Source organism: Serratia sp. M24T3 (assembly GCF_000257645.1).
GTDB lineage: Bacteria > Pseudomonadota > Gammaproteobacteria > Enterobacterales > Enterobacteriaceae > Rouxiella.
In genome coordinates this window covers 1-1,509 of sequence record NZ_AJHJ01000074.1, presented here as the reverse complement: position 1 = coordinate 1,509, position 1,509 = coordinate 1, and the positions used below count along the sequence as shown (strand labels likewise).

2 protein-coding genes are annotated in these 1,509 nt (G+C 32.1%); both read right to left on the bottom strand.

From position 1 onward, the window contains the following. The coding region (locus SPM24T3_RS23970; RefSeq protein ID WP_009639431.1) for an IpaD/SipD/SspD family type III secretion system needle tip protein at window positions 1-935 on the bottom strand (935 nt) is incomplete at its 3' end. Window positions 936-959: 24 nt separating this feature from the next. Further along, a partial coding sequence (locus SPM24T3_RS23965) for a hypothetical protein (RefSeq protein ID WP_009639430.1) occupies window positions 960-1,509 on the bottom strand: 550 nt, incomplete at its 5' end.

Genomic DNA, 1,509 nt, shown 5'->3' with positions numbered 1-1,509 from the left:
TTTGCATTGCCATAGCGTCCAGTTAAAGATTGAACGGTGGTTTTAATTTGATCTTCCTGGGCGTTAAAACCTGTTAACCATGCCTGGTACTCAGTGTTTGATAACTTATAATTATTTTTATCTCCGTGTTTAATATTATCAATCATTGTTTGTAAAGGAGAAGGGTCTATATTAATAACATAATAGATTTTGCCGGTTATTTTATCGGTAATTGTTTTTATACAGGTGTTAGGAAGACCCATATCTTTAGTCCATTTCAACGCATCTTCATGTGTCACATTAACTCTATCGTCCCAATTTTTAGGATACAAAATATTATTTTCACTATGTTCTGTATAATCATTTTGTAGTTCAATTAAGCTTGTTTTTAAATCCATGAAGTCATACCTTAGCTGGCCTTCATCATCCACCGAATGTATATAACTTGACATTTTAGCCACAATATCACTAAATTTCTTGTAATATTCAATATACTTTGCTAAGGCACGTTCAAAAGCATCATAATATTCTAACTTGGTTGTATCAATAATATTACAGATTTGGTCTACAAAAGGTTTACGCTCAAATGGAGCCTCAAGCTGGCTCGCACCAGCCTGAATACATTCTGAATTATACTGTTTAGCGATATCTTCAATTTCTGCGTTAAATGCAGAATTATCATAAGCACCATACTGAGACAATTGAACATTAAAACTAACTAACTCTTGCTTTAACAGGTGATTAGAAAAACTCGCATGAGATTTATCTTTAGATAAATTAAATTTTTCATAGTTTCTTAAACAAACGAGTAAACTAGTAACCGAATTACTTACTTCTGAGTCAACCTCATCTATTTCATTACATTTTTCAGTAGAGAATTGAGTATGTTTATTTTTTTTTGAAGAATCTATGTTGGTAGGAATAACATAATTTCGATCAGCAATAATGATAGCCATGAAAAGCTCCTATATAATTAATAACTAACATTTTCTGGCAATCTCACCAATCGTGGCATTATGTTTTTCCAAAATGGCAAGAATCTGGTTAATAATTTCTAGTGCGCTGCTTTTATAACTACTAGCACGCTCGCGGTTATAATCATTAGTTTTATGATTTACTGAGGAATCTAATTCTGCATTAGCCTGTTTAGCTCTTTCATTAGCAGTACCAATAGAGAAAGCAGAAGTAGTTGTCGCACCAAAAGCGTGAGATAGTTGACCTAAACTTCGATACCTTTCAAAACTATTATTATGATCGTGATAATCATTTTTGCTTTCAGCTAGTTCAGGTTCATTATCAATGATTTGTTTATCATCGTTGTGTGTAGAATCTAGCTCTGCAATTTTTTTATTTTTATCTGCTTCCAAAGACTCAAACTTAGTCTTTTGGTGCGCTAAATTACCATTATGATCCTGCTCTAACCTTGATAACTCATTCTTTTTATTTTCAATTTTTGTCCTATTGAAAGATTCATGATCCGACTCTCTATTAGGAATATTTTTATTAGCCTTTAAAATGTCCTGTTGGTTA